Below are 25084 nucleotides of genomic sequence, written 5' to 3' on the forward strand. Positions count from 1 at the left end.
TTCAGGCGCAGGCCAGGGTTTGGAGGATGGCGTCGGCACCGCGGCCGATCAGCTCGCTGGCCAGGGCGTCGCCGAGCTTGGCGGCGTCGGCCAGGGTGGCCACGGGGCCGCTGATCTCGCCGTCGATCCAGCTGCTGGCGTCCGGGGTGGCGATGAAACCGCGCAGCCAGACCTGGCCGTTGTCCATCAGGGCGTAGGCGCCCAGGGGGATCTGGCAGCTGCCGCCCAGGCGGCGCGAGAAGGCGCGCTCGGCGGTGACGCAGAAGGCGGTGGTCGGGTCGTTGAGGGGGGCCACGGCCTCGGCGATTTCCGGCCGGCCGGTGGGCACCTCGATGCCCAGGGCGCCCTGGCCCGGGGCGGGCAGGCTGACCTCGGCGGGCAGCACGGCGCGGATGCGTGCTTCCAGGCCGAGGCGGATCAGACCGGCGGCGGCCAGCAGGATGGCGTCGTACTGGCCCTCGTCGAGCTTGCGCAGGCGGGTGTCCAGGTTGCCGCGCAGGCTGTGCACCTTGAGGTGGGGGTAGCGCTTTTTCAGCATCGCTTCGCGGCGCAGGCTGGAAGTGCCGACGACGGCGCCCTCGGGCAGCTCGTCCAGGCTCGCGTAGCGGGGCGAGACGAAGGCGTCGCGAGGATTTTCCCGGGCCGAGATGACCGGCAGGGCGAAGCCCTCGGGCAGTTCCATGGGCACGTCCTTCATGGAGTGCACCGCCAGGTCGGCCCGGCCCTCGGCCATGGCCACTTCCAGTTCCTTGATGAACAGCCCCTTGCCGCCGATGGTGGACAGGGGCCGGTCGAGGATCTGGTCGCCCTTGGTGGTCATGCCCAGGATGACGACCTCGGAGGCGGGATATAAACTGCGCAGCCGGTCCCGAACGTGTTCCGCCTGCCACATGGCAAGGCGCGATTCGCGGGAGGCGATGACCAGACGGGCGTGGGACACGACAATTCTTCCGAAGCGTTGGTGATGACGAAAATTCTAGCATGGGGGCGGGGTGCCGCCGCCGCCCTCAAGCCCGTTCCGGCGGGGCCGAAGGCTGTTTTTGCCGTACTTTTTATGGCCCGGGATTTGATCTGCGCCAAGGCGCTTGCCTCGCGCCGTTCGCCGCACCGCATTCTTCGTCTTTCCTCCGCCTTCGCCATTCCCCTGGCCCTGGCGCTGGGTGGCCCCGCCCTGGCCGCCTCCCCCGTGGTGCCGGACGAATTTGCGCCGCCGGCCGCCGAGGTGCCGCGCCTGCCGGCCAAGCTCACCCCGCTGCCCCGGGCCCGGGACCTGCAAGCCGAGGCGGCCCGTGCCGCCCGGGCCGGCCAGCCCCTGGTGGTGCTCTACAGCCGGCGCGACTGTCCCTGGTGCGAGCAGGTGCGGCGCGAATGGCTCAAGCCCCTGGCCGACCGGGACGCCACCCTGGTGGTGCGCCAGGTGGACCAGGACGCCGACACGCCCCTGCGCGACTTCGCCGGCCGCGCCACCCGCCACGACGCCTTCGCCAAGGCGGGCAAGGTCGCCCTGGTGCCGGTGGTGGCCTTCTACGGCCCCGACGGCCGGGAGCTGACCGCCCCCATCGTCGGCGTGCGCCTGCCTGACTTCTACGCCGCCTACCTGGACGAATCCCTCAAGGCCGCCCGGGCCGCCTTGGCCGCGCCGCCGCGGCGCTGAACCGCCCCCCTGCTTCCCCGCTCCCCCGCGATTCGCTGATTCTCTGGGCCGCCGGCGGCCGCTTGCGGTGCCTGGCGCCGGTGCCATAGTGGAAGCATCCGGCGGAGTCCTAACGCAGCGGATTTGGCGGCCGGCCGGCGCCCTGCTTCCGTGCGTATTTTTTCTCGCCCTTTCTCGCCTTTCCCCCTGCTGTTTTCCGCGCTTCTGCGGTATTTTTGCTGTCCCGTTGTCTGGTTCCCATAGCGTTTCTCTTCGACTCCCTTTTTTCGGATCTTCCATGACGTTGCCCGCCGGTTCCCCCGCTTTCTCCGCTCTCGATTCCGCGCCCGACCTGTCCAGCAAGGACAAGCCGCTCCGCGACGACATCCGCCTGCTCGGGCGGCTGATCGGCGATACCGTCCGCGACCAGGAAGGGACCGAGACCTTCGCCGTGGTCGAGCAGGTACGCCAGCTGGCCGTGCGCTTCGCCCGGGACGCCGACCAGGAGGCCCGCCAGCAGCTCGAAGTCCTGCTCGACGGCCTGCCACGGGACACCATGATCTCGGTGGTGCGCGCCTTCACCTATTTCCTGCACCTGGCCAACATCGCCGAGGACCAGCACCACATCCGCCGCCGCCGCGCCCACGACATCGCCGGCTCCAAGGCCCGGGAGGGCGACCTGGCCCACACCCTGGACCGCCTCGCCGCCGAAGGCGTGGCTCCGGAGACCCTGGCCGACTGCCTGGCCAACGCCCTGGTCTCGCCGGTGCTCACCGCCCACCCCACCGAAGTCCAGCGCAAGAGCATCCTGCGCAGCGAGCGGGCCATCGCCCGCCACCTGGACGCCCGGGACCGCACCAAGCTGACCCCGGAAGAAGAAGCGGAAAACGACGAGGCCCTGGCCACCGCCGTGCTCACCCTGTGGCGCACCCGCATGCTGCGCCCCCAGCGCCTGCGCGTGATCGACGAGGTGAAGAACGGCATCGCCTTCTACGACGACACCTTCTTCGATGAAGTGCCGCGCCTGTACGGCCGTCTGGAGGACCTGCTGCGCGCCCGCTACCCGCAGCAGGACTGGAACCTGCCCGCCTTCTTCCGCCTGGGCAGCTGGATCGGCGGCGACCGGGACGGCAACCCCTTCGTCACCGCCGACATCCTGCGCTGGGCCCTGCGCCTGCAATCGTCGGCGGCCCTGGAGCACTACCTGGAAGAGGCGCACGCCCTGGGCAGCGAGCTGCCCCTGTCCGAACTGCTGGTGCCGGTCAGCGAGGCCCTGCGCGCCCTGGCCGCCCATTCGCCGGACGCCTCGCCGCACCGCCAGGACGAGCCCTACCGGCGTGCCCTGATCGGCATCTACGCCCGCCTGGCGGCCACCGCCCGGGCCCTGGACCACCACGAGCCGGTGCGCCACGAGAAGGGCGAGGCCCCGGCCTACGCCAGCCCGGCCGAATTCGAGGCCGACCTGGCGGTCCTGGCCGAATCCCTCAACGGCCACGGCGGCGCCCGCCTCGCCAAGGGACGGCTGAAGCGGCTGCAACGGGCCGTGCAGGTGTTCGGCTTCCACCTGGCTCCCATCGACCTGCGCCAGAACTCCGACGTGCACGAGCGCACCGTGGCCGAGCTGCTGGCCCTGGCCGGGCGCTGCGCCGACTATTCGGCCCTGTCCGAGGACGAGCGCATCGCCCTGCTCGCCAGCGAGCTGGAATCGCCGCGCCTGCTGCACTCGCCCTACCTGGACTACGGCGACGAGACCCGGGGCGAGCTGGCCATCTTCTTCGCCGCCCGGGAGCTGCGCGAACGCTACGGCGACGCCGCCCTGCCCAACTGCATCATCTCCAAGACCGACGGCGCTTCGGACCTGCTCGAAGTGGCCCTGCTGCTCAAGGAATCGGGCCTGCTCACCTTCGAGCACGGCCAGCCGACCCTGGCGGTGAACATCATTCCCCTGTTCGAGACCATCGGCGACCTCCAGGCCTCCGGCCCGACCATGGCCCGCCTGCTCGACCTGCCGGTGTACCGCCGCCTGGTGGCCTCGCGCCGGGACACCCAGGAAGTGATGCTCGGCTACTCCGACAGCAACAAGGACGGCGGCTTCCTCACCTCCGGCTGGGAACTGTACAAGGCCGAAACCGCCCTCACCGCCGTCACCGCCGCCCACGGCGTGCGTCTGCGCCTGTTCCACGGCCGCGGCGGTTCCGTCGGCCGGGGCGGCGGCCCCAGCTACCAGGCCATCCTGGCCCAGCCCAAGGGCGCGGTGCAGGGGCAGATCCGCATCACCGAGCAGGGCGAGGTGATCGGCGCCAAGTACGCCAACCCGGAAATCGGCCGGCGCAACCTGGAGATCCTGGTGGCAGCCACCCTGGAAGCCTCCCTGCTCGACCCGGAGAAGGAGGCGAGCAGCGACGGCAACGGCGCCCAGGCCTACTACCCGGTCATGGAGCGCCTGTCCGCCCTGGCCTTCGGCGCCTACCGCAACCTGGTTTACGAGACCCCGGGCTTCGTCCAGTACTTCCGCGAATCGACGCCCATTGCCGAGATCGCCGACCTCAACATCGGCAGCCGCCCGGCTTCGCGCAAGGCCTCCGATCGCATTGAGGACCTGCGCGCCATCCCCTGGGTGTTCTCCTGGTCCCAGTGCCGCCTGATGCTGCCCGGCTGGTACGGCTTCGGCGCGGCGGTGGAGCAGTGGCTGGCCGAAGTTGGTGAGCGCGAGGGCCTGGCCCGGCTCCAGACCATGTACCGCACCTGGCCCTTCTTCCGCGCCCTGCACTCGAACATGGACATGGTGTTGGCCAAGACCGACCTGGGCATCGCCTCGCGCTACGCCGGGCTGGTGGCCGACCCGGTGCTGCGCGAGCAGGTGTTCGGCCGCATCGTCGGCGAATGGCAGCGCACCCAGCGGGCGCTGCTGGCCATCGCCGGCCAGGGCGAACTGCTGGCCGACAACCCGCTGCTCAAGCGTTCGATCCGCAACCGCTTCCCCTACATGGACCCGCTCAACCACGTCCAGGTCGAACTGCTGCGCCGCCACCGGGCCGGCGAGACGGACGAGCGGGTGCGTCGCGGCATCCACATCTCGATCAACGGCATCGCCGCCGGCCTGCGCAACAGCGGCTGACGGCGGCGGCCCCGGGCCTCGTCGCCCGGGGCCGGCCGTGGCATTTCTTGCATGCCTGTCTGAAACCCTAGAACTGGCGCCATTCTTCGGACACCCTGCCTGGAGAATGGCGTTTTTATTGATTTCTGGAGGATGTGCCTTGGAAAAGCCCGTGGATAGTGGCGTTCCGTCGAGCGAGCAAAAACCCGCCAGCCAGCGGCCGGAGACGCCGGATTTCTGGGACAAGCGTTTTGCCGAAGGGGTGATGCCCTGGGACGTGGGCAGTTGCGACGGGCTGCCGCAGGCCTTCCGCCGCTTCTTCGCCGCCCGCCCCGCCAGCCGGGTGCTGGTCCCGGGCTGCGGCACCGCCTACGAGGCGGCCCTGCTCGACGGCGCCGGGCACCGGGTCACCGCTCTGGACTTCTCCCGGGAGGCGGTGGCCAAGGCCGAGGCCCAACTGGCCGGCTGGGGCGGCACCCTGTTGTGCGCCGACTTCTTCGCCCACGCGCCGGAGACGGCCTACGACCTGGTGTTCGAGCGCGCCTTCCTGTGCGCCCTGCCGCGCAAGCTGTGGCCCGACTACGCCGCCGCCATGGCCCGGCTGGTGGCGCCGGGGGGCTTGCTGGCGGGCTTTTTCATCGTCGGTGAGGAAGCCGGCGGCCCGCCCTTCGCTTGCGATCCGGCCCGGCTGGAGGCGCTGCTGTCGCCCCATTTCATGCGGGAAGAGGACGAGCTGGTGGGCGATTCCCTGCCGGTGTTCGCCGGTAAGGAGCGCTGGCAGACATGGCGCCGCCGCTCCTGATCCGCCCCGCCGCCGAGGCGGACGCCCCGGCCTTGCAGGCCTTGTACCGGCAGTGCCGCAGCGAGGCCGACTGGCTGCCGCCCCTGGCCCGGCAGCGCGCCGCCGAGGCGGATTTTGCCGCCGATTCGGCCGGGGAACTGGTGCTGGTGGCGGTGGCGGGCGACGGTGCCGTGGCGGGCCTGCTGGCGGTTTGGACGGCGGACGGCTTCATCCACCACCTCTACGTGGCGCCGCAATGGCGCCGCCGCGGCGTCGCGCCCCAGCTGCTGGCGGCCCTGGCGCAACGGGTGGCGCCGCCCTGGCGCCTGAAATGCCTGTGCGCCAACCGCACCGCCCTGGCCTTCTACGCCCGGGGCGGCTCCCGCCAACTGGGCGCCGGTATCGGCGGCGACGGGGCCTATCTCGAGCTGGAGTTGCCCGGGGGCTGGGTCGGGTCCGCCGGCTGATCGTCCGCCGCGCCCTGGAGCGAGAAGAAGGCCTTTACCCGTTCGAGCATGTCGCTGGAGTGGCGCTGCGGTGCCGGCTCCTCCACGTGGGCGGCGGCGCGCAGGGCGTCGAGCTGCTGCTGGCGGGCGAGCAGCCGGGGAGTGAGGGCCTCGGCCAGTTCGGGGCGCTCGTGGAGGATGGTCTCGAAGGTGCTCTTGTCGAGGCGGTAGGCTTCCACGTCGGTCTTGGCCAGCACCGTGTTCGCCCGGGGCACCCCGGTCATCAGCCCCAGTTCGCCGAACACCTGGCCGGCTTCCACCGTCTCGATCAGGATCGGGCCGCCGCGCTCCGGCTGGTACCAGCCCTCGGCGGTGCCGCTGATGACGATGTACAGCCAGTGGGCCACGGCGCCCTGACGGGTCATGGCGTCGCCGGCGGCGAAGGGGGCGTAGACCAGTCCGTCGGCCACCTGGGCCCGTTCCTCGGGGGTGAGGGGAGCGAACAGGGGCACGTTCTCCAGGGCTTTGAGGCGCCGTTGCCGTTCCCGCTCCAGCACCCGGCGGCGGTGCTTGTCGCCTTCCTGCACCAGGTGCACCACCTGGTCGGGCAGGGCCACACGCAGCCCGTGGCGTTGCAGGGCGGCGAGCACGTGGCGGCGCACCACCGAGTCGGTGGGGTCGTCCTGGAGGGCGTCGGTGAGCCAGTAGCGCAGGGCGTAGCGGACGAAGCCGGGGCCGAAGTCCATCACCACGCAGTTGGGCGGTGGGGCCTTGGCCACGTTGGCCAGGTCGGCCTCGGCGACGCTGGCCTCGGCCAGGCGGGCCACATCGGCGGCGGGCACGCTGTAGTCCACCGAGAACCACACCCAGCGGCGCCAGCGCACCCCGCCCAGTTCCGGGTCGGTGATGAGGACGTACTTGCCCTTCATCAGGTGGCTGTTGGGGATGATCACGGTCTCGCCGTTGCGGGTGCGGATCGAGGTGTAGCGCCACTTGATCTGGGTCACCTGGCCCGACTGGTCGTCCACCTTGATCCAGTCCCCCAGGCGCAGTGAGCTGTCGAATTGCAGGGCCAGGCCGGCCAGGATGTTGCCCAGGGTGTCCTGCATGGCGAAGCCGATCACGGCGGTGAACACCGCCGAGGTGGCGAGCAGGCCGGTCAGGTTCACCCCGCCGGCGGACAGCCGGGCCAGCACCCACAGGATGTAGCCGAGGATCACCACCAAATCTTCGACGATGCGCGGCGAGACCATGCCCAGGCGCTCCAGCACCAGGCGGAACAGGGTCATGCCGGCCAGGCGGATGACGATGAAGCCTTCGAGCAGGATCAGGGTTTCCTGCAACACCCGGGCGGCCCGGGGGTAGGCGGCGGTTTCCAGGCCCACCCCGACCATCTCGGCCAGCAGGCAGAGCAGGAACACGATCACGGTGTTGCGGATGCGCCGGCGCCGCGCCGGCAGACCGACCCACAGCAGCAGCGAGAGGCCCAGCACGGCGGCGGTGATCTCGGTGAGGGGATCGCGCCACCAGGCGACGAGGAAGGCGTGCACGCCGATCATGACGGCTCCCGCAGCAGGGTTTTGACTTGGGGCCACTGGCGCCGGCTGATCGGCAGGCGGCCGTCCGCCCCGGTCAGGCCTTGCACCAGGGCCACCCAGGATTCGCCGGCTGCGCCGCCGTCGGCGCCGTCGTTGGCGCCCTCGCCGCTGCGCGCCCGCTCCACGCCGGCCAGAGCGTCCCGGGCGAGCAGCACGGCCCGGTGCAGGCGGACGAACCTGTCGGCGAATTCCTGCTCCAGCCGCACCAGGGATTCGTCGAGCAGGAATTCCCGCTCCCGGGTGCGGGCCGCCACGTATTTGGTGTCGGCGCGCAGGTAGAGGATGGCCTCCACCGGCACCAGCAGGATGCGGCCCCGCTCGTGGCAGGAGAGGAAGCGCCGCCCGCCGGCCTGGAGCCGGTCGCGCAGCCCGTCCAGGGCGGTGACGGTGTGGGCCGCCGGGCCGGCGGCCTCGCCCCGGCGCCGCCGCACCTTGTCCAGGGCGGCGGCCAGGCGGGGCAGGCGCACCGGCTTGACCAGGTAATCCACCGCATCCACCTCGAAGGCTTGGAGGGCGTGGTCGTCGTAGGCCGTGGCGAAGATCACCGCCGGCGCCTCGCTGGCGCGCCGCGCCAGGTGCTGGGCCAGTTCCAGGCCGTCCATGCGCGGCATGCGGATGTCCACGATCACCGCGTCGGGGCGTTGCTCCGGCGGGGCGGCGACGACCAGGGCCAGGGCCGCCTCGCCGTCCTCGGCCTCGCCCACCACCCGGGTCGGCAGGGTCGGGGCCAGGTCGGCGAGCAGGGTGCGCAGCCGTTCCCGGGCCAGGGGCTCGTCGTCGACGAGCAGGATGTTGAGCGGGGCGTCGTTCATGGGCGAAGGCTGGCGAGGGGCGGCGGGTGTTGGCAATGTCGGAAGCCGGAAAATATCAGCGCGGGGCGGTGAGGGGGAGGTGGATGCGCACCACGTAGCGGCCGGCCTCGAAGCCGGCGTCGAGGCGCGCCTCCAGGTCGAAATGCAGGGCCAGGCGCTCGCGCACGTTGGCCAGGGCCATGCGGTTGCCGTTGCTGTGGGCGGACTGGGGCGTGGCGTCGTTGGTCACGGCGATGCTCATGCCGCCGCCGCTGTCCCGGGCGAAGGCGATGCGCACCGGCCCCGGGTCGGCCAGGGGCTCGACGCCATGATAGACGGCGTTTTCCACCAGGGGCTGGAGCATCAGGGGCGGCACCCGGGTTTCGCCGGGCACGTCGGCGATGTGCCATTCCACTTGCAGGCGCTCGCCCAGGCGCAGCTTTTCCAGGTCCAGGTACTGGCGGGTCAGGGCGATTTCCTCGGACAGGGGCGTCAGCTCCCGGGCGTCGCGCATCAGCACCCGGATCAGGTCGGCCAGTTCTTCCAGGGCGGTTTCGGCCCGCAGCGGGTCGCGGCGGATCAGGCCGAGCACCGCGTTCAGGCTGTTGAACAAAAAATGGGGGCGGATGCGGGCGTTGAGCGCTTGCAGGCGGGCCTCGGCCACCGCCTTGGGAAAGGCCCGGGCGCGCAGCTCGAAATAGGCCAGCAGCAGGGCGGCGGCCATGGCGGCGAGCAGGGCGGCGCGCAGCAGCTCGTCGGCCCGGGCCTCGGTCAGGCCGAAGAAACGCCAGAAATCGAACAGCCCGATGGCCAGCAGCACCGCCACCCCCACCACCGCCCCCTGGCCGGCCCGGGGCGGCAGGCGGCGCAGGGGTTCGCGCAGGGCGGCGAGAATGGGCAGGATGGCGAGCAGCAGCGGCTCGACGAAGGCGGCGAACTGGGTGAACACCCCGGGCCAGTCCCCCAGGTGGGGCGCCTTCACCAGGGCGGCGGCGGCGGCCAGCCCGTTGGCGCCGAGCAGGATGCGCAGCCACACGCCCAGATTGCGCGTATCCGGCAACAGCGGCAGCAGTGGCGGCGGGCTGGCCGGGGGGGCGGACGGGTTTTGCCGTATACTTTCTGTTTTATCCATGGTTTCCGGACTGCACCGGGCGGGCTTCGCGCAATGAGGTGTTCGCGGCGGCTGGCCTGCGCATTGTAGTCCATGCATTTACCCATCATGAGCCAATCCCCCGCTTCTTCCGCCGCCCCCGCCAACTACACCTGGGCCGGCCGTTTTTCCGAGCCCATGTCCGACCTGGTCAAGCGCTACACCGCCTCGGTCGACTTCGATCAGCGCCTGTGGCGCCAGGACATCCGCGGCTCCCTCGCCCACGCCAAGATGCTGGCCAAGCAGGGCATCATCGCCGCCTCTGACCTGGCCGACATCGAGCGGGGCATGGCCCAGATCGTGGCCGAGATCGAATCCGGCCAGTTCGAATGGCAACTCGATCTGGAGGACGTGCACCTCAACATCGAAAAGCGCCTCACCGCCCTGGTGGGCGACGCCGGCAAGCGCCTGCACACCGGCCGTTCGCGCAACGACCAGGTGGCCACCGACATCCGCCTGTGGCTGCGTGACACCATCGATTCCATCGTCGCCCTGATCCAGCAGTTCCAGACCGCCCTGCTGGTGCTGGCTGAGAAAGAGGCGGCCACGCCGATGCCAGGCTCCACCCACCTGCAAGTGGCCCAGCCGGTCACCTTCGGCCACCACCTGCTGGCCTACTTCGAGATGACCCAGCGCGACAAGGAGCGTTTCCTCGACTGCCGCAAGCGCGTCAGCCGCCTGCCCTTGGGCTCCGCCGCCCTGGCCGGCACCACCTACCCGATCGACCGGGAATTCGTGGCCAAGGAACTGGGCTTCGACGGCGTCTGCGAGAACTCCCTGGACGCCGTGTCCGACCGGGACTTCGGCATCGAATTCTGTGCCGCTTGTTCCCTGCTGATGACCCACTTCTCGCGCCTCTCCGAAGAACTGGTGCTGTGGATGAACCCGCGCTTCGGCTTCGTCAAGATCGCCGACCGCTTCTGCACCGGCAGCTCGATCATGCCGCAGAAGAAAAACCCGGACGTGCCCGAGCTGGCCCGGGGCAAGACCGGCCGCACCAACGGCAACCTGGTGGCCCTGCTCACCCTGATGAAGGGCCAGCCCCTGGCTTACAACAAGGACAACCAGGAAGACAAGGAACCCCTGTTCGACTCCGCCGACACGGTGATCGACACCCTGCGCATCTTCGCCGACATGATGGCCGGCATCGAAGCCCGCCCCGAGCGCATGCGCGGCGCCCTTGCCGAAGGCTTCGCCACCGCCACCGACCTGGCCGACTACCTGGCCAAGAAGGGCCTGCCCTTCCGCGAAGCCCACGAGGTGGTGGGCCTGGCGGTCAAGGCCGCCGAAGCCCAGGGCAAGGACCTGGCCGACCTGACCCTGGCCGAACTGCAAGCCTTCTCCCCCCTGGTCCAGTCCGACGTGGCCACCTGCCTGACCATCGAAGGCTCGTTGGCCGCGCGCAACCACATCGGCGGCACGGCGCCGGAGCAGGTCAAGGCGGCGGTGGTAAGAGCGAAGGGGCGGGTGTGACGCCCCCGGCAGCTCATTTCAGCTGAAAAAAAGCCGCCCCAAAGGGGCGGCTTTTTTTGTCCGGTCATCTAGGAGCAAGCAGTGCGCGTCTAATCTGGCTCGATGGCGATGCTTGGTTCGCAGGAAGGTGGATGGCTATTTGCTAAAGGGAGCTGTCGACGATCTGCGGGCCGGGCACCCGGACTACCAGGTGAAATCGTCCGGAATCTTGTAGTCGGCGTAGGGATCGTCCGCATCCACCTCGGTGCTGGGCTTGCTGACCCGCACGACGATGGAGGCATCCCGCTCGGCAATCTTGTCGGCGACCACCTTGGGCACCAATTCGAAGGACTCGCCCTGGCGGACGATCACCAGCCGCCCGGCGGTCAGGTGCCCCTGGACCGCGGCCGATACGTACAACCGCTCGATCTTGCTGCCGTAGGTGAAGTTATAGGCAATATCGCCGCCGCCCTTGCTCTGGCGGCTCTGCTGCACCATCTGGGCGATCTGCGCCGCGACGGCATTCTGCGTGGCGGCGGCAGCGCGCTGGGCATTGAGCTCGCGGGCCCGCTCGGCATTTTTACGCTGGGTCTCCAGGGCCGCCAGACGCGCCTCGTCAACCGTTTGCACTCCGGTCCGACGCTCGTCCTTCTTCTGCTTGCTCTTCTCGTGATTGGCCTGCTTGACCTTCTTCTGGCTGACCAGGCCGGCTTTCAAAAACTGATCCTGCAACGAGGCCATGTGTAGCGCTCCGTGAAGTGGCTCCGCCCGGCTGAATGGCGTCAGCCGGCGAAAGGGTGCTAGCTTAGCAATAAGACGGTAGTTCTGCGCCTGAATGACTATTAGATTTCAAGCACTCATCATGGACGCAACTGAGAGGCTAGTTGAGGAGCACCTTAAGTACCGAGAATTCACTGATATCGTGTACGAGCCAGACGGCAATATTCCCCCTGACTTTTTAGTGAACGAAACCATCGCTATTGAGGTTCGTCGCCTGAACCAAAATTATTCAGACGGGGTGGTCACAAAGGGTCTAGAGGAAGTTGCGATACCCCTTCGGGACAAGGTGAAGGCTCTTCTCGCCAGCGTAGGTCCTCCTATCGCTGGCGAAAGTTGGTTCGTTCACTTTCGCTTTACACGACCTGTCGAGCAGTGGAAAACCCTCGAACCCAAATTGCGAGTGGGACTGGACGCGTTTGCTAGGACAGACATGAAAACTCGAACTGTCGTGGCAACGGGCCAGGGCTTCGAACTTGAAGTTTTCTGTCGCGCCTCCAAGTTGCACTCCTCCATGTTCGTTTTGGGAGGGTACTCAGACCAAGAGTCAGGTGGTTGGCTCCTCACTGAGATGGGGAGAAACATCAACCTTTGCGCCAGCGAAAAGTCTCGCAAGATTCAGAAAGTTCGCTCGAAGTATGCGCAGTGGTGGCTGGCCTTGGTTGATCAAATCGGCTACAGCCTAGATGACTTTGATCGTGAAACGTTCCGAGACCAAGTGTCGATACACCATGACTGGGACAAAATCATTCTGATTGACCCAGGGAATCCCCAGCGCTGGTTTGAAATCTAGCCAGTTCAATCCCATCAATAGGCGTCAGGGGTGAAGCGAGGAGGGTGTTGTTGACGTTGAAGGTGGGGCTTCGCCGATTTTGCGCGGAGTTTGATTAGATGACTTGAGTACCAGCAACGTGCCCGCCCGCGCCGGTCCTGCTCAAGGGCAAACCACCGCCAGCCGCCGTTCCAGGCGCAGGGCGGTGGGGGTGACGGTGGCGGCGTAGGCCAGGGCCTCGACCCCGGTGGCGAGGGCTTCGCGCAGGGTGCGGCCGTAGAGCGGGTCGATGTGGTCGGCGGGGCGCACTTCGCTCACGTCGCCGCGCTGCACGCAGAAGAACAGGACGGCGCGCTGGCCGGCGGCGACGACGTCGATCAGTTCGCGCAGGTGCTTGGTGCCGCGCTCGGTCACCGCGTCGGGGAAGAAGCCCAGGCCGCGGCTGTGGGGGCCGGGGTCGGCGATGGCGGTGACATTCTTCACTTCCACGTAGCAGCGTGGGCGGCCGTCGTTTTCCAGCAGCAGGTCGATGCGGCTGCGCTTGCCGCCCCGGCCGTTGTCGCCGCCGTAGGGCACCTCGGCGCGGATGGCGCTATAGCCGGTGAGTTCGGCGATGCGCCCGGCCTCGATGGCCTCGCGCACCAGGGCGTTGGTACGGCCGGTGTGCAGGCCGACCAGCACGCCGGGGGCTTCCAGGGGTTCCACCAGTTCCCAGGTCCAGGCCAGCTTGCGCTCCGGGTTGGTCGCCGCCGACAGCCACACCCGGCTGCCCGGGGCCTTGCAGCCGTGCATGGCGCCGGTGTTGGGGCAGTGGGCCTCGACCAGGGCGCCGTTGTCGAGGCGCACTTCGGCGACGAAGCGGTTGCGCCGGACGACGAGGCTGCCGGGAACCAGGGCGGGGGAAAATTCCATGGCGGTACGGGCGTGGGGAGTGGTTTGCGGTTTATGCGTTTTTGTCGTGAATCATGCCGATTGAAGCGGCAAGCTCGGCAACCGGTGCGGACTTTGCGCTATTTGTCCGGAAGCATGCTTGCGTTTCATGCATGAATCCTCCGGCGGGGCATGCGATGCGGCCCGCCGCCCAGGCGAAAATCTCCCCCTAGGCGGCAAGCGTGTCTGCATGGCGGCGTGCCCGCGTGCCCCGGTGGCTCTGTATCCCGCCTCCCCGGATCAGCGGGTCAGGGTATCCACCTGGCGCATCAGCTGGACGTAGCGCTTTTCACCCGGGGACAGGCGGTGCACCGTGGCGAGGCGTGCGCGCACCTCGTCCGCCAGGGCCGGGTCGACGGCGGTCTTTTGCATGATGCTCAGGGCCAGGTGGGCGAAGTTGAGCAGCACCCGGATGTTGCCGGGCAGGCGCTCGCAGGCGGTGCGCAGGGCGGCCAGGGCTTCGTCGAACTTGCCGTCGCGCATCAGCAGCACGCCCTGGTTCATCAGCTCCACGGACTCCTTGCGCGAGGCTTCAACCAGGGCGGAGCCTTCGGCGCCCATGCTGGCGCCGTCGAACACCTGCTGGACGCGGCCGAGCAGGGCGGTGTCCTCGGGGCTGCTGCGCACCGCGTCCTGGAGCAGGGCCACGGCCTGCTGCTTTTCGCCGGTGACCAGCATCAGTTCGGCCATTTCCAGGGTCGAGGCGCTGTCCGGGCGCACGCCGGTGCTGGTGAGGGTTTCGCCCAGCCGCTGGGCGGCCTTGCGCGCGGCGATCGGGTCGCCGGCCCGGTGGTGCACCAGGCCCTCGGCGGCCAGGGCCTGGACCTTCACCTCGTCGCCATCGAACTGCTTGGTCAGGGTGCCCAGCACTTGCAGGGCTTCGTTCGGGTTGTTCAGGGCGCTGCAGGTCTTGGCCAGGCCCAGGTAGGCGTCGGCGGTCTTGAGCACCGAGTGCTCGCCCAGGGCGACGCTCTTGCGGAAGGCCTTTTCGGCGTTGTCGAGCTTGCCCAGGTGCAGGGCCACCTCGCCCAGGGTCTTTTGCCGGGTGACCGAGTTGGGGGAGAGGCGGGCAGCCCGCTCCAGCACTTCCTCGGCCTTGGTCAGGTCGTTCTGGGCCTTGAGCACCGTCACCAGCCAGTCGTAGGCCTCCAGGAAGGTGCGCTGCTCTTCCACCAGGGCTTCGAGCAGGGCGCGGGCCTCGGCCAGTTCGCCGGCGGCGAAGTGGGCCCGGGCCAGGCCGAGCTTGGCCCAGGGCACGTCGCGCTGGGCCAGGATGTCGTTGCACAGGGTGCGGGCCGGACCGTGGTCGCCGGCGGCGAGCAGCATCTGGCACTTGAGGCGCAGCAGTTCGCCGGCGTTGCTGCGGTCGGTGGCCAGGCGCTGGTCGCACAGCTTGGCGGCGCGCAGGAAATCCTGGTCGAGCACCGCCTGGTCGATCTCGGCGAAGGCCTCCTTCTTGGCCCAGATCTTGTCCAGGCGCAGGCGCAGCGTCGCCTCGGTGATCGGCTTGATCAGGTAGGCGTCGGGCTGGTACTCGGCGGCGCCCATCACCACGTCGGCGGTCTTTTCGGCGGTGATCATGATCCAGGCGCAGCCCGGCCCCACCAGGTTGCGGTACTTGGCTTCTTCGAGCACCTGCTGGCCGTTCTTGCCGGCCCCCAGGTTGAAGTCGCACAGCACGCCGTCGAAGCGGTTTTTTTCCAGCAGGGCGATGGCCTCGCCGCCGTTGGCGGCGGTGGCGATGTTGCGCGTGTTCACCCCGCAGGAGCGCAGGATGTCGCGCAGGATGCTGCGCATGCCGTGGAAGTCGTCGATGATCAAAAAGCTCTTGCTGGCGAAATCCACCGGAAGCTGTTGGGGTGTGCTCATGGCGTTCGGTCTTGTTGTTGTCGGGGGCTGCGCGGTGATGCGGTGATGCTTAGGGCAGGTTCAGGACGAAGCAGCCGCCGCCCCAGGCACCGCCGTTTTCCAGGCGGATGCTGCCGGTCTGGCCCTTGTTGCGGTGCATGCGGGCGACCATGGCCGAGAAGTAGAGGCCCAGGCCGGTGCTGCCGCCCTGGAAATCCACGCCCTGCATGGCGGCCACGCCGTCGTCGAGCATCTTCTGCGGATAGCCCCGGCCGTCGTCCTCGACGCGCAGCTCCAGGCCCTCGGCGCCGCGCCGGGCCACCAGGCGGATGCGGCTGCCGGTGTAGTGGATGGCGTTGTTGAGGGCGTGGCCGACCACGCCGCCCACCAGGTCGGTGTCGAAGGGCCAGATCAGGTCCGGCTCGCATTCCACCTCGAAGGCGATGCCCCGGGAGGCGAGCAGGGGCTGATGCTGGGAGACGGTTTCCTGGATGAAGTCGTCGAGCAGCCAGTCCTCGGGGGAGAAGGGGTAGAGGTGGTTGCCGAGCTTGTACAGGGTAAGGAGCTGGATCAGGTTGCCGTTGATGCGCTTGGTCTCGTACATCATGTGGCTCAGCTCCCGGTACTCGGGGCCTTCCCGGTCGGCGGCGGCCAGGATCTTTTCCATCCCGCCGATCAGGATGGTGATGGAGTTCTTCATGTCGTGCACCGACGAGGCCAGGAAGGCCGAGATGTCGGGCGTGGGGGCGGGGGCGCTCATGGTCATCCTTGGGCGTGGGACTGTCGACGGGGGGCGTTTTACCACAGGCCCCGGGGCGGCGCTTGATGCAGGTCAGGCTGCGGTCAAATTGGCACAGTCGCCCCGGCGCCGGCCCGCGCCGGCGCTCAGTTCTGGGGCGGAACGGGCATCGAGACCCGGCCGGCCAGGGCCGTCCAGCCGCGCACCACCCGGTAGAGCACCCAGATGCCGGTGAGGGCGATCACCAGGATGGCAGCGGGAATGCCGATCAGGGTGATGGTCAGCACCCCGGCGATGACCAGCCACAGGAGGGCGAACCAGAAGGTGCGCAGCTGCCAGCGGTAGTGGGTTTCCAGCCAGGTGCCGGCCACCTCGTCGCGCTTCATGTAGTTGAAGATGACGGCGATGATCGACGGCCAGCCGAAGACGAAGGCGCCGACCACGGTGGCCGAGGACAGCACCCCGCTCAACGCCGAGACGGCGTGCAGGGCGTACATGACGTGGGCCCAGGCCTTGGGGCCTTCCAGATCGCGGGGCGCGGGCGAGTTTTCCATCGTGTTCTCCGTGTCTCCAGGGCGGCGGGACGCCGTGGGCCGAGTCTAACCGACCCCGGGGGGCGCTTCGGGTAACACTGTTTTACCGCCGTGTATTTACCTTTGCGGCGTTACAGCGGTTTGTGCAGGAACAGGGCGTCGCCGGCGGCCGAGTCGAGCACGTAGGGGGCGAAACCGGCGCGGGCGTAGGCGGCCCGGGCGCGCGCGTTGTTGGCCAGCACTTCCAGGGTCAGCTTGCAGCAACCCAGCTCCCGGGCGCGGGCCTCGGCCCAGGCCAGCAGCAGGCGGCCGATGCCCCGGTCGCGCAGGCCGTCGCGCACCACCACGTCGTGGATGTTGAGCAGGGGCCGGGCGGCGAAGGTGGAAAAGCCGGCAAAGCAGTTGATCAGCCCGACGGCGTCCTCTGCCGCGCCATCGTCGCAGCTATCGCCGTGGCCAACCCGCTGCCAGGCCAGGGCGCCGTGGAAGTGGGGCAGGCGGCGCAGTTCATCCACCAAGCGGGCGCGTGCCGCCGGAGCGAGGCCGGTGCCGCCGCCCATGGGGTCGGCGGCGTAGTGGTCGAGCAGGGCGAGAAAGGCGGCGGCCTGGCGTGGATCATCCAGGTCCACTGGGCGGACCTGGATGGCCGTCGTCTTGGCGTCCGTGCCGTTCACCGGAGGCAGCGCGCTCACAGCCCCAGCTCGCCCCACAGGGCGTCCACCCGGGCCTTCACCGCCTCGTCCATGACGATGGGGCGGCCCCATTCGCGCTGGGTCTCGCCCTGCCACTTGTTGGTGGCGTCCAGCCCCATCTTGGAGCCCAGGCCGGCCACCGGGCTGGCGAAGTCGAGATAGTCGATGGGGGTGTTGTCCACCAGGGTGGTGTCCCGGGTGGCGTCCATGCGGGTGGTCAGGGCCCAGATCACTTCCTTCCAGTCCCGGATGTTCACGTCGTCGTCCACCACGATGATGAACTTGGTGTACATGAACTGGCGCAGGAAGCTCCAGATGCCGAACATCACCCGCTTGGCGTGGCCCGGGTACTGTTTCTTGATGCTCACCACCGCCAGGCGGTAGGAGCAGCCCTCGGGCGGCAGGTAGAAGTCCACGATCTCGGGGAACTGCTTTTGCAGCAGCGGCACGAACACCTCGTTCAACGCCACGCCCAGCACCGCCGGCTCGTCGGGAGGCTTGCCGGTGTAGGTGGAGTGGTAGATCGGGTTCTTGCGCGTGGTGATGCGTTCCACCGTAAACACGGGGAAGTCGGCCTGCTCGTTGTAGTAGCCGGTGTGGTCGCCGTAGGGGCCTTCCAGGGCCGTCTCGCCGGGGTGGATCACGCCTTCGAGCACGATCTCGGCGTAGGCCGGCACTTGCAGGTCGGAGCCGATGCACTTGGTCAGCTCGGTCTTGGAACCGCGCAGCAGGCCGGCGAACTGGTACTCGGACAACGAATCGGGCACCGGGGTGACGGCCCCCAGGATGGTGGCCGGGTCGCAGCCGAGCACCACCGCCACCGGGAAGGGCTCGCCCGGCTTGGCCTGCTGGTGGTCGCGGAAATCCAGGGCGCCGCCCCGGTGGGCCAGCCAGCGCATGATCAGCTTGTTCTTGCCGATCACCTGCTGGCGGTAGATGCCCAGGTTCTGCCGATTCTTGCTCGGCCCCCGGGTGACGGTGAGGCCCCAGGTCACCAGGGGTGCCGCGTCGCCGGGCCAGCAATGCTGGATCGGCAGGCGGGAGAGGTCCACCGCATCGCCCTCGATCACCACCTCGTGGCAGGGGGCGGAGGAAATCATCTTCGGCGCCATGTTGAGCACCTGCTTCAATACCGGCAGCTTGTCCCAGGCGTCCTTGAGGCCCTTGGGCGGCTCCGGCTCCTTCAGGTAGGCGAGCAGCTTGCCGACTTCGCGCAGGGCGGTGACGGCGTCGCCTTCTTCGCCCATGCCCAGGGCGACCCGTTCCACGGTGCCGAACAGGTTGGTCAGCACCGGCATGGACTGGGGACGGCCGTCCTTGTCCACCGGGTTTTCAAAGAGCAGGGCCGGGCCTTCGGCGCGCAGCACCCGGTCACCGATCTCGGTCATTTCCAGGTGGGTGGACACCGGCGCGGCGATGCGCTTGAGTTTGCCCCGGGATTCGAGCTGGTCGATGAATTCGCGCAGATCGCGGTAGCGCATGGCTTGTCTCGCCTTATCGTGCAAAAAGAGTGGTCAGGGGATTGGGAGAGCCAAGGGCGAAGTCGGCGGCGATGCCGACGAAGATGACCGCTCCCAGCCAGTTGTTGTGCATGAAGGCCTTGAAGCAGGGCATCCGCTCCCGGCCCCGGATCAGGGTGTAGTGATAGACCGCCATGCCCGCCGCTACCGCCAGCCCGGCGTAGAAGCACAGGCCCATGGCCAGGCCGTGGCCGATCCAGGCGATCAGCCCCAGGGCCACGGCATAGCACAGCATCACTGCCGCCACGTCGAAGCGGCCGAAGGTGATGGCCGAGGTCTTGATGCCGATCTTGAGGTCGTCGTCCCGGTCCACCATGGCGTACTCGGTGTCGTAGGCCACCGCCCAGAAGATGTTGGCCACCAGCAGCCACCAGGCTTCCGCCGGCACGGTGTGCAGCTGGGCGGCGTAGGCCATGGGGATGCCGAAACCGAAGGCGATGCCCAGGTAGGCCTGGGGGATGGCGAAGAAGCGCTTGGTGAACGGGTAGGTGGCGGCGAGGAAGGCGGCCACCACCGACAGCCCCAGCACCAGCATGTTGCGCAGGGGCAGGATCAGGGCCAGGGAGGCCAGGCAAAGCACGGCGAAAAGGGCCAGGGCCTCCTTGCTGGACACCTTGCGCGCCGCCAGGGGACGGGCCTTGGTGCGTTCCACGTGGGGGTCGAAATCCCGGTCGGCGAAGTCGTTGATGACGCAGCCGGCGGAGCGCATCAGCAAGGTGCCCAGGGCGAATATCCACACCAGCACCCAGGACGGGGTGCCCAGGGCGGAGAACCACAGGGCCCACAGGGTGGGCCAGAGCAGCAGCAGGGTGCCGATCGGCTTATCCAGCCGCATCAGTTTTTCGTAGTGGTCGAGCCGTTCGCGCCAGGTGATCGAGGACATGGGCAGGAAGGGAGAAGGGCAAAGGCGGGATTCTACCCTCCCGCCCGCCCCCGGCCGGGTGCGGGGAGCGCCGGCCGGATGATGTCCCGGCTCAGGCCCGCGCGCCGCGCAGTGCCACGACCCGCTCGCGCAGGGCTTCCGGTGTCGCGTCTGCGGCGGGCAGGGGCGCGCCGCCCACCAGGGTGATGCGCGAGAACAATCCCCGGCGCAGGGGCCGGCTCATGGCCGGGCCGTCCTTGCGCGAGAAGGTGCTGCCCCACAGGCCTTGCAGCGCCAGGGGCACCACCGGCACCGGGGTGTCGCGCAGGATGCGGGCGGTGCCGGGACGGAAGGGGCCGATCTCGCCGCTGGCAGTGATGCTGCCTTCGGGAAAGATGCCCACCAGTTCGCCGGCGGCCAGGGCCTCGGCCACCCGGGCGAAGGCCCGCTCCTTGAGGGCGGCGTCCTCCTTTTCCGGCGCGATGGGGATCGCCCCGCTGGTGCGGAAGACGAAGTTGAGCAGGGGCACCTTGAAGATGCGGTGGTCCATGACGAAGCGGATCGGCCGGGGGCAGGCGGCCATGATCACCAGGGCGTCCACGAAGCTGACGTGGTTGCACACCAGCAGGGCCGGGCCTTCGGCGGGGATGTGCTCCAGGCCGCGCTTTTCCAGCCGGTAGACCGTGCGCACCAGCATCCAGACGATGAAGCGCAGCAGGAATTCCGGCACCAGCCGGTAGATGTACAGGGCCACGGCGGCGTTGGCCAGGGCGGCCAGGGCGAACAGCTCGGGGATGGAGAGGCCGGCGCCGAGCAGGGCCGCCGCGCCCAGGGCGCCGGCCACCATGAACAGGGCGTTGAGGATGTTGTTGGCGGCGATGATGCGCGCCCGGTGGCCCGGGGCGCTGCGCAGCTGCACCAGGGCGTAGAGGGGCACGATGAAGAAGCCGCCGAACACCCCGAGCAGCATCAGGTCGATCAGCACATGCCAGGTGCCGGGCACCGCCAGCAGTTGGGCCACGCCCAGGGGAGCGGCGTGGGCGGCATGGCTCAAGGCGTCGGGCGAGGCCCAGGCCAGGTCCAGGCCGAACAGGGTCAGGCCGATGGAGCCGAAGGGCACCAGGCCGATCTCCACCTGCTTGGCCGAGAGTCGCTCGCACAGCAGCGAGCCCAGACCGATGCCGACGGTGAAGGTGGCGAGCAGCAGGGTCACCGTGGTTTCGCTGCCCCCCAGCACGTTCTTGGCGTAGGCCGGGAACTGGGCGAGGAACAGGGCGCCGTACAGCCAGAACCAGGAGATGCCGAGGATGGAGAGGAACACCGTGCGGTTTTCCCGGGCGAAGCCGACGTTGCGCCAGGTCTCGGAGAACGGGTTGAGGTTGATCGCCAGACCCGGTTCCGGCGCCGGGGCGGCGGGGATGCCGCGGCTGGTCAGGTAGCCGAGCAGGGCCACGGCCAGGCCGGCCCCCGCCACCCACAGCGGATGCCCGGCGCCGGCCAGGAGGCCCCCGGCCAGGGTGCCCACCAGGATGGCGACGAAGGTGCCCGCCTCCACCAGGGCGTTGCCCCCCACCAACTCGTCCGAATGCAGGTGCTGGGGCAGGATGGCGTACTTGACCGGGCCGAACAGGGTGGAGTGGCAGCCGAGCAGGAACAGGGCGAAGAGCAGCACCGGCAGGCTGTGCAGCACGAAGCCGGCGCCGGCCACGGCCATGATGGCCATTTCCAGCACCTTTACCAGCCGGGCCAGGCGGGCCTTGTCGTACTTGTCGGCGAGCTGGCCGGCGGTGGCCGAGAAGATGAAGAAGGGCAGGATGAAGATGCCCGCCGCCAGGTTGGCCAGGATGGCCGGGTCCAGGCTGGTCCAGCTGGCCGCCTGGAAGGTGAGCAGTACGATCAGGGCGTTCTTGAACAGGTTGTCGTTGAAGGCGCCGAGAAACTGGGTGCCGAAGAAGGGCAGGAAGCGGCGCTGGCGCAGCAGCTTGAACTGGGAACTCATGCGGCGGTTCTCGTGAAAAAGTCGCGGGTTTCGAACACCCCCGGGGCGAAGCGGCGGCTCCGGGAGTGGAGGTGGCGTTTCAGGACGAAATCGAACAGCAGGGGATTGTGCTGGCGCACCCGGTCGAGGACCGGCACGGTGCTTTCCGCTAGCATGCCCCGGGCGGCGAATTCCCGGGGCGAGATCAGGGGCATCACCCCGGGCAGGGGATAGTCGCTGCCGTTGAGCAGGCGATGATGCCATTCCTCCCGCTCCAGCAGCGAGCGCAGCACTGCCTCGGAGCGGTTGCGCTGGGTCAGGGCGGAGATGTCGGCGTACAGCCGGTCGGCATAGGCCGGCTCGTCCATCAAGCGGGAGAACAGGGTGAAGCTCGGCACCCGGTCGGCCTTGCCAGCCCCCTTGGCCCGGTCGGTATCCACGTCCTCGCCCAGGGAGGCACAGTGAGCCACCACCACCCGCACGCCCTGCTCCAGGGGGCGGCGCAGGCGCAGCGGGTTGCCGTAGGCCTGGGTGTCGCCGCCGTGCACCGCCTTCTCTTCGCCGGCGTGGGTGATCAGCGGCAGGTCGTGGCGCGCCAGGGCGGCGTAGAAGGCATCGCAGCGCGGATCGGCCGGGTCGATGCCCATGGCCGCCGGCAGCCACTTCACCGCCCGGGCGCCGCTCGCCACCGCGGCATCCAGCGCCGCCACGCAATCGTCCCGATAGGGGTGGATCGAGGCGGCCCACTCGAAGCCCTGGGGGAACTCCCGGGCGATGCGCGCCGCGTAGGCGTCGGGCACGTGGAAGCTGGTGCGCGCCGGCACCGGCCGGCCATCCCGGTCGTGGAAGCGCTCGAAGGCGAACAGCAGCAGCTTGGCGCCGGGGGCCAGGCCGGCCATCAGGTTGTGCAGGCGCTCCACGTAGGCCCGGTCCACCTGGCCGGCGGGCGCCTCATGGACGCAGCCGGCGTTGAGGTAGAAGAGGCGCTGGGCGTACTGCAACGGGTGGCGCAGGCTGAGCATGTCGGGATTGACGGTAATGCCGCTGCCCGAGTCGCCGTTGCCGACCAGGTGGGCATGGACGTCCCACACCTGGGCCGGGTCCAGGCCGGCCCAGGCAGCCTGGATCAGCGGGTGGCCGGCCAGATCCGCGGGCAGGGCGGCGCGGCAGGGGTTGAACAGGGCCGTGCCGTGCTTGGCCGCCAGGGCCGAGGCGGCCAGGCCGGCGCCGGCCAGGCCCAGACCGGCGAGGAGCAGGCGGCGCCGGGCGCTAATGAGGGCGGCCATCTCAGGCAGCCTCCGCCAGTTTCTTCAGGGTCACGTAGTCGGTCTTGCCGGTGCCGAGCAGGGGCAGGGCGTCGATGGCCACGATCTTGCGCGGCACTGCCAGCTCCGGAGTGCCCTTGTCCTTGGCGGCGGCGAGCAGTTGCTCCCGGGTCAGCGCCGGATCGGTGGTGAACAGCACCAGGGCTTCGCCCTTTGCCGCATCGGGCTGGCTGGAGGCGGCGTGGCCGGCGGCAGGCGATGCCGTTGCGGCGAGCTTTTCCACCACCTCCAGGCTGACCATCTCGCCGGCGACCTTGGCGAAGCGCTTGACCCGGCCGACGATGCGCAGGAAGCCGTCGTCGTCGATCTCCACCACGTCGCCGGTGTCGTACCAGCCCGGGCCGGCCTCGGAATGGGGCGGCTCGATCGCGCCCGGGGCGCTGGCCCGGTAGTAGCCGGACATCAGGTTGGGGCCACTGACGTGGAGCAGGCCGCCGGATTCGATGCCGGGCACCGGCACCAACTTGGCGTGGATGCCCGGCAGCAGCTGGCCGACGGTGCCGGTGCGGTAGGCCATGGGGGTGTTCACCGCCAGCACCGGGGCGGTTTCGGTGGCGCCGTAGCCCTCGAAGATGCGGATGCCGAACTTCTCGAACCACAGGGCGCGCACCGGCTCGGCCAGCTTCTCGGCGCCGGCCACCACGTAGCGCAGCCGGTAGAAGTCGTAGGGGTGGGCGAACTTGGCGTAGTTGCCGAGGAAGGTGCTGGTGCCGAACAGCACGGTGCAACCCCGGTCGTAGGCCAGTTCGGGGATGACCCGGTAGTGTAGGGGCGAGGGGTAGAGGAACAGGCTGGCGCCGGTAAGCACCGGCAACAGGGTGCCGGCGGTGAGGCCGAAGGAGTGGAACACCGGCAGGGCGTTGAGCACCTTGTCGTCCACCGAGAAGTCGATCACGGCGCGTACCTGGGCGATGTTGGCCAGGATGGCCCGGTGCGACAGCACCACGCCCTTGGGCTTGCCCTCGGAGCCGGAGGTGAACAGCACCACCGCCGCATCCTCCGGCGAGGCCGGCCGGGCGGTGCAGCGCGGCAGCCACAGGGCGTAGCCGATCAGCCACAGCTTGTCCCACAGGGTGACGCCCTTGCCCAGGTCCTCCAGGTAGACCAGGCGCACGTTGGTTAGCGCCGCCACCTTGTCGCCGAGCTTGGCGGTTTCGAGGAACTGGCGCGAGGTGATGACGGTGCGCACCTGGGCGGCGTCGCAGGCGGCCTGCATGCCCTCGGTGCCGGCGCTGTAGTTGAGCATGGCCGGCACCCGCTTCTGGGCGGTCAGGCCGAGCAGCAGGCCGACGGTGGCGGTGAGGTTGGGCAGCAGCACCCCGACCCGCTCGCCCTCGGCGCTCTCCCGGGCGGCCAGGCGGCCGAGCATCAGGCTCATCTTGAGCAGGTCTTGGTAGGAGTACTCGATCTGCTTCATGTCCTCCAGCACCCGCCGGCGGCGGCCGAAGATCTCGACCGCATCGCACAGGGCGGCGAACAGGGTCTGGCGCGGGTGCGAGGCGAACAGCATCTCCTGCATCACCCGGCGCATCGCCTCGCCGGCCTTGCGCCGGCGCAGCTTGGCAGTGGGCGCTTCGGGCATGGGAATGGCGGTGGCGGGCAGGATCGAGAGGCGGATGCGCGGGAAGAGCTGCTTCGGGTACTTGCCCGAGACCCGCGAGAAGTAGCTGCGTGATGCGCCGTCGAGGCGCACCGGTACCACCGTGGCGCCGGTCTTGGCGGCGACGAAGGCCGGGCCGTCGTAGACCTTCATCAGGCTGCCGGTCTGGGTGATGCGCCCCTCGGGGAAGATCACCACCGGGCGGCCGGTTTCCAGCAGCTTGATGACCTTTTTCATGGCCATCGGGCTGGTCGGGTCCACCGCCAGGTAGTCGGTCAGCGACAGCACCAGGCGGAAGTACCAGGAGCGGGCCACCCCGGTGTGCACCACGAACACCGGGTTCACCGGCAGGAACAGGCCAAGCAGCAGCCCGTCGAGGAAGGACTCGTGGTTGGCGACGATGAGCAGGCGCTCGGCCGTGAGGGCGGCGGGGTCGCCCGCGCAGCGGATGCGGAAGAGCAGGCGGGCCAGCGTCCGCAGCAAGGATTTGAACAGTGTTTTAAACATCGCGGCTCCCAGGAAGGGCGGGATTATGCCATCCCGAATAAATAACCAAATAA

The 25084-nt window shown here is 69.0% G+C and carries 21 protein-coding genes; 6 read left to right on the forward strand and 15 right to left on the reverse strand.

What is annotated here, in order from left to right:
- Position 1 precedes the first annotated feature (1 nt).
- Positions 2-946: a hydroxymethylbilane synthase gene (gene hemC, locus LWW89_RS13120; RefSeq protein WP_293265040.1), complete on the reverse strand. Its 945-nt coding sequence runs from the start codon at positions 944-946 to the stop codon at positions 2-4.
- Positions 947-1054: 108 nt separating this feature from the next.
- Between hemC and LWW89_RS13125 the strand changes: the two genes are divergently transcribed.
- The 4 genes from LWW89_RS13125 to LWW89_RS13140 all read left to right on the forward strand — a co-directional run bounded on the left by LWW89_RS13125 (position 1055) and on the right by LWW89_RS13140 (position 5978).
- Positions 1055-1654 carry a hypothetical protein gene (locus LWW89_RS13125; RefSeq protein ID WP_293264866.1) on the forward strand — a complete coding sequence of 200 codons (600 nt, stop codon included), beginning with the start codon at positions 1055-1057 and terminating at the stop codon, positions 1652-1654.
- A gap of 277 nt (positions 1655-1931) precedes the next feature.
- A complete protein-coding gene (gene ppc, locus LWW89_RS13130) occupies positions 1932-4751 on the forward strand; it encodes a phosphoenolpyruvate carboxylase (RefSeq protein ID WP_293264868.1) in 2820 nt (939 codons plus the stop codon).
- Between the two features lie 151 nt (positions 4752-4902).
- Positions 4903-5532 (forward strand): methyltransferase domain-containing protein, encoded by a 630-nt coding sequence (locus tag LWW89_RS13135; RefSeq protein WP_293264870.1) that lies wholly within the window; start codon positions 4903-4905, stop codon positions 5530-5532.
- Positions 5514-5978: a GNAT family N-acetyltransferase gene (locus LWW89_RS13140; RefSeq protein ID WP_293264872.1), complete on the forward strand. Its 465-nt coding sequence runs from the start codon at positions 5514-5516 to the stop codon at positions 5976-5978. The genes LWW89_RS13135 and LWW89_RS13140 overlap by 19 nt, the downstream gene beginning before the upstream one ends.
- Here the strand turns inward: LWW89_RS13140 and LWW89_RS13145 are convergent.
- Genes LWW89_RS13145 through LWW89_RS13155 form a run of 3 tightly spaced genes read right to left on the reverse strand, consistent with a single transcriptional unit; the run spans position 5930 to position 9382 of the window.
- Positions 5930-7516: a mechanosensitive ion channel family protein gene (locus LWW89_RS13145; RefSeq protein ID WP_293264874.1), complete on the reverse strand. Its 1587-nt coding sequence runs from the start codon at positions 7514-7516 to the stop codon at positions 5930-5932. The genes LWW89_RS13140 and LWW89_RS13145 overlap by 49 nt on opposite strands.
- Positions 7513-8367, reverse strand: a complete 855-nt coding sequence (locus LWW89_RS13150; protein ID WP_293264876.1) for a response regulator transcription factor — start codon at positions 8365-8367, stop codon at positions 7513-7515. The genes LWW89_RS13145 and LWW89_RS13150 overlap by 4 nt, the downstream gene beginning before the upstream one ends.
- Before the next feature lie 55 nt (positions 8368-8422).
- A complete protein-coding gene (locus LWW89_RS13155) occupies positions 8423-9382 on the reverse strand; it encodes a histidine kinase (RefSeq protein WP_293264878.1) in 960 nt (319 codons plus the stop codon).
- A gap of 183 nt (positions 9383-9565) precedes the next feature.
- Between LWW89_RS13155 and argH the strand changes: the two genes are divergently transcribed.
- Positions 9566-10969 (forward strand): argininosuccinate lyase, encoded by a 1404-nt coding sequence (argH, locus tag LWW89_RS13160; protein WP_293264880.1) that lies wholly within the window; start codon positions 9566-9568, stop codon positions 10967-10969.
- A 183-nt stretch (positions 10970-11152) separates the two neighbouring features.
- Here the strand turns inward: argH and LWW89_RS13165 are convergent, their stop codons facing one another.
- On the reverse strand, positions 11153-11689 hold the full coding sequence (locus tag LWW89_RS13165) for a DUF2058 domain-containing protein (RefSeq protein WP_293264882.1): 537 nt from the start codon (positions 11687-11689) through the stop codon (positions 11153-11155).
- A 121-nt stretch (positions 11690-11810) separates the two neighbouring features.
- Here LWW89_RS13165 and LWW89_RS13170 point away from each other — a divergent pair, with 121 nt between their 5' ends.
- Positions 11811-12518, forward strand: a complete 708-nt coding sequence (locus LWW89_RS13170; RefSeq protein WP_293264884.1) for a hypothetical protein — start codon at positions 11811-11813, stop codon at positions 12516-12518.
- Between the two features lie 141 nt (positions 12519-12659).
- Here LWW89_RS13170 and sfsA read toward each other — a convergent pair whose 3' ends face one another.
- From sfsA to aas, 10 genes are all read right to left on the reverse strand, one after another.
- The gene (gene sfsA / locus LWW89_RS13175; RefSeq protein WP_293264886.1) at positions 12660-13409 is read right to left on the reverse strand and encodes a DNA/RNA nuclease SfsA; all 750 of its coding nucleotides are present in this window, start codon (positions 13407-13409) and stop codon (positions 12660-12662) included.
- 258 nt (positions 13410-13667) lie between these two features.
- A complete protein-coding gene (locus tag LWW89_RS13180) occupies positions 13668-15296 on the reverse strand; it encodes a tetratricopeptide repeat-containing response regulator (protein WP_293264888.1) in 1629 nt (542 codons plus the stop codon).
- Between the two features lie 49 nt (positions 15297-15345).
- Positions 15346-16035 (reverse strand): HAMP domain-containing sensor histidine kinase, encoded by a 690-nt coding sequence (locus LWW89_RS13185; protein ID WP_293264890.1) that lies wholly within the window; start codon positions 16033-16035, stop codon positions 15346-15348.
- A 125-nt stretch (positions 16036-16160) separates the two neighbouring features.
- Entirely contained in the window at positions 16161-16568 is a 408-nt protein-coding gene (locus LWW89_RS13190; protein WP_293264892.1) for a hypothetical protein, read from the reverse strand.
- Between the two features lie 110 nt (positions 16569-16678).
- Entirely contained in the window at positions 16679-17239 is a 561-nt protein-coding gene (locus tag LWW89_RS13195; protein ID WP_293264894.1) for a GNAT family N-acetyltransferase, read from the reverse strand.
- Complete coding sequence (gene ubiD / locus LWW89_RS13200; protein WP_293264896.1) at positions 17236-18720, reverse strand: 4-hydroxy-3-polyprenylbenzoate decarboxylase; 1485 nt, start codon at positions 18718-18720, stop codon at positions 17236-17238. Before ubiD ends, LWW89_RS13195 begins: the two co-directional genes overlap by 4 nt.
- A 13-nt stretch (positions 18721-18733) precedes the next feature.
- The gene (gene ubiA, locus LWW89_RS13205; RefSeq protein ID WP_293264898.1) at positions 18734-19642 is read right to left on the reverse strand and encodes a 4-hydroxybenzoate octaprenyltransferase; all 909 of its coding nucleotides are present in this window, start codon (positions 19640-19642) and stop codon (positions 18734-18736) included.
- 91 nt (positions 19643-19733) lie between these two features.
- Positions 19734-21620, reverse strand: coding sequence for an MFS transporter (locus LWW89_RS13210; RefSeq protein ID WP_293264900.1), 1887 nt, complete (start codon positions 21618-21620; stop codon positions 19734-19736).
- Complete coding sequence (locus LWW89_RS13215; protein WP_293264902.1) at positions 21617-22885, reverse strand: amidohydrolase; 1269 nt, start codon at positions 22883-22885, stop codon at positions 21617-21619. The genes LWW89_RS13210 and LWW89_RS13215 overlap by 4 nt, the downstream gene beginning before the upstream one ends.
- Before the next feature lies 1 nt (position 22886).
- A complete protein-coding gene (gene aas, locus LWW89_RS13220) occupies positions 22887-25031 on the reverse strand; it encodes a bifunctional acyl-ACP--phospholipid O-acyltransferase/long-chain-fatty-acid--ACP ligase (RefSeq protein WP_293264904.1) in 2145 nt (714 codons plus the stop codon).
- Positions 25032-25084 lie beyond the last annotated feature (53 nt).

Source organism: Oryzomicrobium sp. (assembly GCF_021287045.1).
Lineage (GTDB): Bacteria > Pseudomonadota > Gammaproteobacteria > Burkholderiales > Rhodocyclaceae > Oryzomicrobium.

Excerpts from the sequence above, each read along its gene's own strand:
- LWW89_RS13125 (WP_293264866.1), top strand. The coding sequence starts at position 1,055 with ATGGCCCGGGATTTGATCTGCGCCAAGGCGCTTGCCTCGCGCCGTTCG.
- ppc (WP_293264868.1), top strand. The coding sequence starts at position 1,932 with ATGACGTTGCCCGCCGGTTCCCCCGCTTTCTCCGCTCTCGATTCCGCG.
- LWW89_RS13140 (WP_293264872.1), top strand. The coding sequence starts at position 5,514 with ATGGCGCCGCCGCTCCTGATCCGCCCCGCCGCCGAGGCGGACGCCCCG.
- LWW89_RS13145 (WP_293264874.1), bottom strand. The coding sequence starts at position 7,516 with ATGATCGGCGTGCACGCCTTCCTCGTCGCCTGGTGGCGCGATCCCCTC.
- LWW89_RS13150 (WP_293264876.1), bottom strand. The coding sequence starts at position 8,367 with ATGAACGACGCCCCGCTCAACATCCTGCTCGTCGACGACGAGCCCCTG.
- argH (WP_293264880.1), top strand. The coding sequence starts at position 9,566 with ATGAGCCAATCCCCCGCTTCTTCCGCCGCCCCCGCCAACTACACCTGG.
- LWW89_RS13165 (WP_293264882.1), bottom strand. The coding sequence starts at position 11,689 with ATGGCCTCGTTGCAGGATCAGTTTTTGAAAGCCGGCCTGGTCAGCCAG.
- LWW89_RS13170 (WP_293264884.1), top strand. The coding sequence starts at position 11,811 with ATGGACGCAACTGAGAGGCTAGTTGAGGAGCACCTTAAGTACCGAGAA.
- sfsA (WP_293264886.1), bottom strand. The coding sequence starts at position 13,409 with ATGGAATTTTCCCCCGCCCTGGTTCCCGGCAGCCTCGTCGTCCGGCGC.
- LWW89_RS13180 (WP_293264888.1), bottom strand. The coding sequence starts at position 15,296 with ATGAGCACACCCCAACAGCTTCCGGTGGATTTCGCCAGCAAGAGCTTT.
- LWW89_RS13185 (WP_293264890.1), bottom strand. The coding sequence starts at position 16,035 with ATGAGCGCCCCCGCCCCCACGCCCGACATCTCGGCCTTCCTGGCCTCG.
- LWW89_RS13190 (WP_293264892.1), bottom strand. The coding sequence starts at position 16,568 with ATGGAAAACTCGCCCGCGCCCCGCGATCTGGAAGGCCCCAAGGCCTGG.
- ubiD (WP_293264896.1), bottom strand. The coding sequence starts at position 18,720 with ATGCGCTACCGCGATCTGCGCGAATTCATCGACCAGCTCGAATCCCGG.
- ubiA (WP_293264898.1), bottom strand. The coding sequence starts at position 19,642 with ATGTCCTCGATCACCTGGCGCGAACGGCTCGACCACTACGAAAAACTG.
- LWW89_RS13210 (WP_293264900.1), bottom strand. The coding sequence starts at position 21,620 with ATGAGTTCCCAGTTCAAGCTGCTGCGCCAGCGCCGCTTCCTGCCCTTC.
- LWW89_RS13215 (WP_293264902.1), bottom strand. The coding sequence starts at position 22,885 with ATGGCCGCCCTCATTAGCGCCCGGCGCCGCCTGCTCCTCGCCGGTCTG.
- aas (WP_293264904.1), bottom strand. The coding sequence starts at position 25,031 with ATGTTTAAAACACTGTTCAAATCCTTGCTGCGGACGCTGGCCCGCCTG.